The sequence below is a fragment of the Crocosphaera watsonii WH 8501 genome, assembly GCF_000167195.1.
GTDB classification, from domain to species: Bacteria; Cyanobacteriota; Cyanobacteriia; order Cyanobacteriales; family Microcystaceae; genus Crocosphaera; species Crocosphaera watsonii.
Genome location: NZ_AADV02000186.1, coordinates 1 through 7,630 on the forward strand (window position 1 = coordinate 1; position 7,630 = coordinate 7,630).

Genomic DNA, 7,630 nt, shown 5'->3' on the forward strand with positions numbered 1-7,630 from the left:
CGTGAGGTTTAGATGATTGGGCAGATTATGGTGAATTTATTTTTGAGCGTAATTTTATTAATGCCATTAGTTCAGTAAATTTCTCTATTAGTTAAATATCTGTTGTCGTTNTGCTTCATACAAGATTAATGCTGTCGCAATGGCAACATTTAATGATTCGATGCCTTCACTTAAAGGAATACTAACAATTTCATTAGCTAGAGAGACCAAGGAATCTGATAATCCTGAGCCTTCATTACCCAATAAAATTAAGGTAGGTTTTGTTAACTGTAAGTGCCAGTATGTTTGAGTAGTATTAGGCAAAGTTGCCACAATATTAAACCCATTATTTTTATATTTCTCCACTATCCTTTTTAAGTCTGAACTGATAAATATAGGAACTTGAAACCAAGCACCAGCAGAAGCTCTTAATACTTTTGGGTGATCAACATCAACACTATCATCACTCAACCAAATCCCATCAATTCCAGTTGCAGCAGCCGTGCGAATAATCGTTCCTAAATTGCCAGGATCTTGCAATCTTTCTATCACTAATCCTAATCTAAAATCTGTAATTTCCCCTTCGGTAAATGGTTCAAACAAAGCGGTTGCTACCACACCATCAGGGTTAATTGTGGTGGTCATAGCAGTCAAAACCTCAAGGGAAACTAACTCTAACCGTTGCACTTTCTTAGATACATTTTCCCACAATTGCGGATAACGGGTGCGCCATTGCTCCGTATAACATAAGGTCATCAAGGAACAATTTGCCTCATAAGCCGTCTCCACCAGATGAGTGCCCTCCAAAAGTAACAGACCTTCTTCTCGTCTCCCTTTAGTGCGATGTAGCTTGCGAATCTGCTTAATTAAAGGATTACGAATACTTGTGATCATTTAAACCAGTAAAGGTGCGATGGTGGATGCGGAACTCGGGACTTGAACCCGAAAGTCCTTAAGGACACTAGAATCTGAATCTAGCGCGTCTACCAATTCCGCCAGTCCCGCATTTCTGTTTCCAGCTTATCACAATATCATGACTTAAACTATTAGTCAATTTCTTGAGAAAGTCTTAAATCCTTAACAGAAGAGAGATAAAAAAGGAACTTTAGCTAGACTTTTTTATTCATTCAAGTTACATTGAAAGCGAATTTGCACCAAAACTATACAAGATTAGTAGTTTTGGAATTTATACCTGTAAAACACTCTTATATACCGATCTATGACAACCCATTTAGAAGAACAACAATCAGTATTAGAAATTCAAGGACAAACCCCTTTAAAGGGTGAAGTGAATATCAGCGGGGCAAAAAACTCCGCTTTAGTTTTAATGGCCGGTGCCATCCTTTGCTCAGAAGATTGTCGCTTAAGAAATCTCCCTTCTTTGGTTGATATTGAGCGCATGACCCAAATTTTAGCAGCTATTGGGGTCAAGTTGCATAGAGATGGTGATGTGATTGACATTAATGCTCAGGATATTGGACAGGATCAAGCTCCTTACGAGTTAGTCTCTCAACTCCGTGCCAGTTTCTTTGTTATTGGTCCATTGCTGGCTCGTTTAGGTATGACTCGTGTTCCTTTACCGGGGGGTTGTGCTATTGGTGCAAGACCGGTGGATCTCCATGTACGAGGGTTACAGGCCATGGGTGCAGATGTTCGCATTGAACATGGTGTTGTCCATGCTTGTGTTAAAGGAAGTCGTCAACGACTACAGGGGGCGAAAATTTATTTAGATTGTCCCAGTGTTGGGGCAACAGAAACTATTATGATGGCGGCGACTTTAGCAGAAGGAGAAACCATCATTGAAAATGCGGCGCAAGAGCCTGAAATTATCGATCTGGCAAACTTCTGTCGTTCTATGGGAGCCATAATTAAAGGTGCAGGAACCAATAAAATTGTTATTTCTGGAGTAGAACGTTTGCACAGTACGGACTATTCTGTGATTCCCGATCGCATCGAAGCTGGAACCCTCTTAATAGCTGGAGCCATCACCCAGTCGGAAATCAGCCTTAGCCCCGTGTTTCCTGAACATTTAGCCTCTGTGATTGCTAAATTACGGGAAGTAGGTCCCCAGGTAGTGACTGAAGGAAGCGATCGCTTAAGATTGATTCCTGCTCCCTTAAGAGCAACGGACATCGAAACCTTACCTTTTCCTGGGTTTCCCACGGATATGCAAGCACAATTTATGGCTTTATTAACCTTAAGCGAAGGTAGTAGTATGGTCACAGAAACGGTGTTTGAAAATCGTCTGCGCCATGTAGCTGAGTTGCAACGCATGGGAGCAAATATCCGAGTTAAAGGGAATATTGCCTTAGTGAATGGGGTTCCTTTTCTTTCTGGTGCGCCAGTTATGGCCACTGACTTACGCGCTTCTGCTGCCTTAGTCTTAGCTGGTTTAGCAGCGCAAGGAAAAACCATTGTCCAAGGATTACACCATCTCGATCGCGGTTACGATAACCTAGAAGGAAAATTACGCAAATTAGGGGCTAATATTCGCCGTGTTCAAGGGGTTGATCAGCCTCATACCTCGAAAGTACCATAAACACCGGTAGATAAAACCAAACCGGAAGATGTTTATACTGTAGGGGTCAACGGCCGTTGACCCCTACGTAGGTGACTAACATAAATTGCTATGAATCAGAAACAGAAAAACAATTTTCTTATTATTGGTGGAGGAATTTGTGGTTTAATTGCTGCTAATGTACTCAAAAATAACGGTATTAAAAGCACTATTCTTGATAAGGGGCGAGGAATTGGCGGGCGTTTAGCAACACGCCGTATTCGTCACTCAGAGGAGACAATAGGGGTTTTTGACTATGGTATGCAGTTTTTTGCTGTTGAGGATGCTACGGTGCAAAAATGGCTGGCTCAATGGTTGGCTGAGGGTGTTGTCACAGAGTATTCCCACCAAGATATTGATCCTGAAACATCCTATTATCGAGGTGTTGAGAGTAATCGTAGTTTAGGGCAATACTTAGCAAAAGACTTGGATATTAATCTACAAACCAGAGCTATAAACATTAAAAGCAGTGATTCTGGTTGGACGGTGGCAACGGAAAATGGACAATCTTTCCAGGGCGATCGCCTAATTCTAACTGCTCCTATTCCTCAATTTTTAACCTTACTAGAAAATTCTGGGATTGCTTTACCTTCTTTGATAAAATCTCGTCTTGAACAAGTGGTTTATCATCCTCGCATTACTATTTTAGCCTTGCTCGAAGAGTTAAGTTTAATTCCTGCTTCGGGATGGTTAAAACTTGATGATTCTTGTCTTGCTAGTATTGCTTGTAATCATAAAAAAGGGATTTCTCCCCAAGGGTTTGCTGTTACAATACATTCTACTCCCGAATTTAGTCATGATCATTGGCAGACGGATGATGGGATAATTGCCGAAAAATTGTTTAACTTGGCTTCAACTTGGTTAGGTTCAAAAGTGATTAATTATCAAGTCCATCGATGGCGTTACAGTCACCCAAAAACCGTCTATGGAGAGTCATTTTTAGCCCTAGATAACCCTGGTTCCTTAATTCTTGCCGGGGATGCCTTTTCCTTAACACCCGCTCCCAATCTTCATTTAACCTTGGAAAAAGCGATTTTATCAGGAATTAAAGCAGCAGAATATTACGGGGGTGTGTAGGGGTTAACGGCCGTTAACCCCTACTAACAGAAATTGGTATTAATTGAGTTAATCTAAAGGATTCAAAAAAATCATCTCCCAAGTAACATAAGTTCCCACGGGACTCCATAATAAATAGGGTAACAATAAAAACACCGATTCCCGTGAGATTGGCCACAGGAAAACTGCAAGAATTAAACCCCAAAAAAAACCAGTTGCACCGATGATTGTACCTGCTCGTAAACTACGCAGTTTACACATAACAGGAGTGTAGGCCATAACCAAAACTTCTAATAATAAATAACCGGCCATAAATAGCCAAGTTTCCGTAGTTCCTGGTTTTTTAATCCACAGTTGATAAGCTGAATAAACCCCACAAATAAAAACGAATATCCAAATAAAAGGTATCGCCCATTCAAAGGTTAGCCATTGGGGACGACGTAAACGGTTAAACCAACCGTAATCACTCTTAAAAATGCTGTTAATCGAAACTGCGATTAATAGAGTAATGCTTGCGATAATTATTAGGGGAGAAATCATAAATTCCCTGAACTGAACAGCCTTTCAAAGAAATCGCTCCATTGCTCATAATTGTACCACAAAAATTCACTTGCTCTAAAACAGCAGAATCTAAGCGAGAATGTGTTAAATTTGCTCCTGCTAAATTAGCCCCTTTGAGGTTAGCATAGTTGAAGTTGGTTTCTTGCAAATTCGCTTCCATGAGTTGAGCATCAACTAACCATGCTCCTTGTAGATTACTTTGTTTTAAATTGCTTTTTTGGAGATTAACCCTATGTAGAAAAGTGGGCCATTCTTGATAGGTTGATAGATCAGCTTGTTCTAAGTTTGCTCCTTCTAAGTTAGAATTACATAGCTTACTTCCCTTTAATAAAGCTTTACTAAGATTAGCATTTTTGAGCGTACTTTTTCCCAGATTTGCATTAACAAGATTAGCTCCTTCTAAGGTAGCTTCTTCCAAATTACTTTTGGATAAGTTGGCTTCAAATAAATTAGCTTTGGTGAGATTTGCTTGTTTTAGCTGTGCTTCTGTTAACCTTGTTTGTTGTAAATTGGCATTCTTGAGATTCGCTTTATTGAGGTTAGTTTGATGAAGATTAGCTTGTTTCAAGTTTGCATTTTCTAGATTAACTCCTTCTAAATCTAACTGTTGTAAATCTGCATTTTCTAGAAAACAACCAACACATTCTCTTGCTATTAATAACCTAGTTTTTACGTCAGATTTAGAAGTGTTCATGAATGACAAAGCAATGGTCAACAGGAGTAGAGTGATTAGGACTTTCATCTTTATTGTTCCTGCTTCCTTAAACTTTCAGTTTGCTTTGAGTCTGGCTTATTTTAGCCCAAAGTTCCCTACTACATTCTATCTAGTGCAGCTTGGCGAAAGTAATCCACCAGATTTTTACAGAAACTTTCGTGACTAGCCACGACAATGTGTTTCAATGAAACTAACGGAAGAATCTCGAAGTTGATGTCCATGATAAAAGCATTGCCAATTAACCTCTCCAACCTACAGAAAACAGTACTCCAACAAATAGTGAGAGGGACAACAAACCCCTATCGCCTTGTTAGACGAGCCAAGCTAATCTTAGCCGCAGCATCAGGAGAGAGCAATAGTTCGATTATTCGAAGATTAGAATTAGACCGAGTACAAGTGCGTCAGTGGCGATCGCGATGGTTTGAGGAGAGAGAAAAACTGAGTGCCGCCGAAGAACAACAGGTAACGGAGAAAGCATTAATGGTCTTGATCAAAGGAATTTTAAGCGATCGCCCAAGACCTGGAACAACAAAATCCTTTACGGTCGAACAAGTAGTCCAGATTGTAGCGGTCGCTTGTGAAGAATGTGAAAAATCAGACAGACCAGTGAGCCATTGGACACCTTCAGAGTTGGCGGATGAAGCCATAAAAAGAGGAATTGTCGAAAAGATTTCCCCCCGTAGTGTGGGGCGTTTTTTAAAAAGAAGCGACATTACAACCACATCTCGTTCGTTACTGGTTAAATGCCAAAATTGATGATCCCTTAAAATTTAAAAAGCAAGTCAAATATATCTGTGAACTTCATCAAGAAGCTAAAACTTTGTTAGAACAAGGAATTCATTTAATTAGTACAGATGAAATGACAGGGATTCAAGCTCTTGAGAGATTATTTCCGAACAAAAGAATCAAGCCTAAACAAGTAGAAAAAATCGAATTTGAATATGAAAGACACGGAACTTTAAGCTTGATTGCGAACTGGGATGTGGCAAGAGGAAAAGTTGTTAGTCCCTCTATTGGACCGACAAGAACAGAACAAGATTTTTCTGAACATATCCAGAGAACGATTAAGATTGATGAAAAAGCAGAATGGATTTTTATTGTAGATCAACTCAACACTCATAAATCGGAAAGCTTAGTCAAATTAGTAGCAGAAAGCTGTGGAATTACTATTGATTTGGGGAGAAAAGGAAAGGAGGGGATTTTGCAATCTATGGACAGCAGAGCAGATTTTTTATCAGATGAATCTCATCGAATTCGCTTTGTTTATATTCCCAAACATACATCGTGGCTTAATCAAATTGAGTGTTGGTTTTCGATCTTAGTCCGGCGTTTACTCAAAAGAATTACTGTCCGTTCAACTGAAGAACTATCCCAAAAAATCATCAATTTTATTGATTACTTTAATCAACATTTTGCTAAGCCGTTCGTTTGGAAATTTAAGGGCTTTAAAGATCATAAGTGACTGGTGGATTATTTTTGCTAAGCTGCACTAGCTTTGAATCAATGGTAGCATTTGTGGTCATAACCCCCACTATACATAAAAATCCCCGATTTTACCTTTATGTTGTCAAGACAGATTCTTTATTGCGGTGAGCAATTACGTAATTAAGGTTAATTGGAGATCGGTTTATTTACAAACTCGTGATCAAGATAGTGTGGTGATCCCTAATTCAATTTTAGCCCAAGGAAACTTTACTAATTATAATCGTCCCACCCCCTTACACGTTGAAAGATTTTTATTTGGATTTTCCTATGATGATCCCCCTAATAAAGTGATTCGGGTACTAAAAGAAACTGCTTTACCCGGATTTCTCACAAATTAATTTGAAAGCCCAATCCAGAGATGAAAAATGATAATTTTTAGGACTAATAGAAATTTTGAATATAGATGAATAAAAAAATTGACTTTGATTATCCAAAAATTGAGTTTAAGAGGGAATAATTATATTAACTTTTGATTTTCTCCACGATAAATAAGACTAAATGAAAGTATCAGTCAGTCAACAACTTATGATAGATATCTTTTTTAAAAAACAACTTATTCTACTTATCCAGTATTAGGAATAGTTTTAATTCTTTTGTTAGCAATAGACAAAATATCTTGATAAGGACAAGCACTAGCTATAGCGATAATAATTCTTCTACAACTAATCTTTATTCTGGCTCCCAACTTAAGAAGATTTAGACGTATTCTTCCCACAGTTGCTTTAGCCAATGAAGTTTTTTTAAACAGTGTTGACGAAAAGCATTTATGAGAACATAAGCCCAGGAATGTATCCATAATCTTAGTTGATTACTTTGAAATGTTTGAGTTGAAGTTCTATCAGCTAACAAGTCTAATTGTTGTTCTTTAATCCGATTTTCCATCTCGCCTCTCGGACAGTATTTTTTTGTATAAAGTTTTGAGGGTGGAATTTTTGAAGCGGGCAAAGATGTCACCACATGGCGCATTTTTAAGCCATCACTTCCATAACAAACTTTTGTCACTACTCTTCTTTGACAACTCCATGACTTTTCTGTTTTATAACGAATAGAGCGATACCAAGTAGAAATTGGTACTAATTTTTTAACTTCTTCTAAATCTTCTTTTTTCTGAAATAAACTATCCATTAATTCAGTTATTGGAGCTAGTTTTTTTTCATATTCATGTTTGGCTTTTTCAATTACATCATCCGCTCGTAACTTAAGAACGCCATTTGTTCCCATAGCTATAACATAATCAACTAAAGGCTGATTTCACAAAAATAGAAGATTCTTCAGTG

8 protein-coding genes, 1 tRNA gene and 1 pseudogene are annotated in these 7,630 nt (G+C 38.3%); 5 read left to right on the forward strand and 5 right to left on the reverse strand.

Going from position 1 to position 7,630, the window contains the following annotated elements:
* Positions 1-87 precede the first annotated feature (87 nt).
* The gene (locus CWATDRAFT_RS27925) at positions 88-873 is read right to left on the reverse strand and encodes a TrmH family RNA methyltransferase (protein ID WP_007308142.1); all 786 of its coding nucleotides are present in this window, start codon (positions 871-873) and stop codon (positions 88-90) included.
* 27 nt (positions 874-900) lie between these two features.
* Positions 901-984, reverse strand: a tRNA-Leu gene (locus CWATDRAFT_RS27930).
* A 214-nt stretch (positions 985-1,198) separates the two neighbouring features.
* On the opposite strand from CWATDRAFT_RS27930, the gene murA reads away from it, so the two are divergent.
* Both murA and CWATDRAFT_RS27940 read left to right on the forward strand, forming a co-directional pair.
* Positions 1,199-2,518 (forward strand): UDP-N-acetylglucosamine 1-carboxyvinyltransferase, encoded by a 1,320-nt coding sequence (gene murA, locus CWATDRAFT_RS27935; RefSeq protein WP_007308135.1) that lies wholly within the window; start codon positions 1,199-1,201, stop codon positions 2,516-2,518.
* A gap of 90 nt (positions 2,519-2,608) precedes the next feature.
* The gene (locus CWATDRAFT_RS27940; RefSeq protein ID WP_007308136.1) at positions 2,609-3,613 is read left to right on the forward strand and encodes an NAD(P)/FAD-dependent oxidoreductase; all 1,005 of its coding nucleotides are present in this window, start codon (positions 2,609-2,611) and stop codon (positions 3,611-3,613) included.
* 48 nt (positions 3,614-3,661) lie between these two features.
* On the opposite strand, the gene CWATDRAFT_RS27945 is transcribed toward CWATDRAFT_RS27940, so the two are convergent.
* On the reverse strand, positions 3,662-4,132 hold the full coding sequence (locus CWATDRAFT_RS27945) for a TspO/MBR family protein (RefSeq protein ID WP_007308141.1): 471 nt from the start codon (positions 4,130-4,132) through the stop codon (positions 3,662-3,664).
* Entirely contained in the window at positions 4,074-4,895 is an 822-nt protein-coding gene (locus tag CWATDRAFT_RS27950; protein WP_007308140.1) for a pentapeptide repeat-containing protein, read from the reverse strand. Before CWATDRAFT_RS27950 ends, CWATDRAFT_RS27945 begins: the two co-directional genes overlap by 59 nt.
* 147 nt (positions 4,896-5,042) lie before the next feature.
* Here CWATDRAFT_RS27950 and CWATDRAFT_RS27955 point away from each other — a divergent pair, with 147 nt between their 5' ends.
* From CWATDRAFT_RS27955 to CWATDRAFT_RS27965, 3 genes are all read left to right on the forward strand, one after another.
* The gene (locus CWATDRAFT_RS27955) at positions 5,043-5,624 is read left to right on the forward strand and encodes a helix-turn-helix domain-containing protein (RefSeq protein ID WP_007308137.1); all 582 of its coding nucleotides are present in this window, start codon (positions 5,043-5,045) and stop codon (positions 5,622-5,624) included.
* Positions 5,625-5,688: 64 nt separating this feature from the next.
* Complete coding sequence (locus tag CWATDRAFT_RS27960; RefSeq protein ID WP_007304956.1) at positions 5,689-6,330, forward strand: transposase; 642 nt, start codon at positions 5,689-5,691, stop codon at positions 6,328-6,330.
* A 127-nt stretch (positions 6,331-6,457) separates the two neighbouring features.
* Positions 6,458-6,691, forward strand: a complete 234-nt coding sequence (locus CWATDRAFT_RS27965) for a mechanosensitive ion channel domain-containing protein (RefSeq protein ID WP_007308138.1) — start codon at positions 6,458-6,460, stop codon at positions 6,689-6,691.
* Positions 6,692-6,915: 224 nt separating this feature from the next.
* On the opposite strand, the pseudogene CWATDRAFT_RS27975 reads toward CWATDRAFT_RS27965, so the two are convergent.
* Positions 6,916-7,604: pseudogene (locus CWATDRAFT_RS27975) on the reverse strand (IS1380-like element ISCwa5 family transposase); the annotation flags it as partial.
* Positions 7,605-7,630: the final 26 nt, after the last annotated feature.

What these genes read in the sequence shown, in the direction of transcription:
- murA (WP_007308135.1), top strand. Translation starts at nt 1,199, where the DNA reads ATGACAACCCATTTAGAAGAACAACAATCAGTATTAGAAATTCAAGGA.
- CWATDRAFT_RS27940 (WP_007308136.1), top strand. Translation starts at nt 2,609, where the DNA reads ATGAATCAGAAACAGAAAAACAATTTTCTTATTATTGGTGGAGGAATT.
- CWATDRAFT_RS27945 (WP_007308141.1), bottom strand. Translation starts at nt 4,132, where the DNA reads ATGATTTCTCCCCTAATAATTATCGCAAGCATTACTCTATTAATCGCA.
- CWATDRAFT_RS27950 (WP_007308140.1), bottom strand. Translation starts at nt 4,895, where the DNA reads ATGAAAGTCCTAATCACTCTACTCCTGTTGACCATTGCTTTGTCATTC.
- CWATDRAFT_RS27955 (WP_007308137.1), top strand. Translation starts at nt 5,043, where the DNA reads ATGTGTTTCAATGAAACTAACGGAAGAATCTCGAAGTTGATGTCCATG.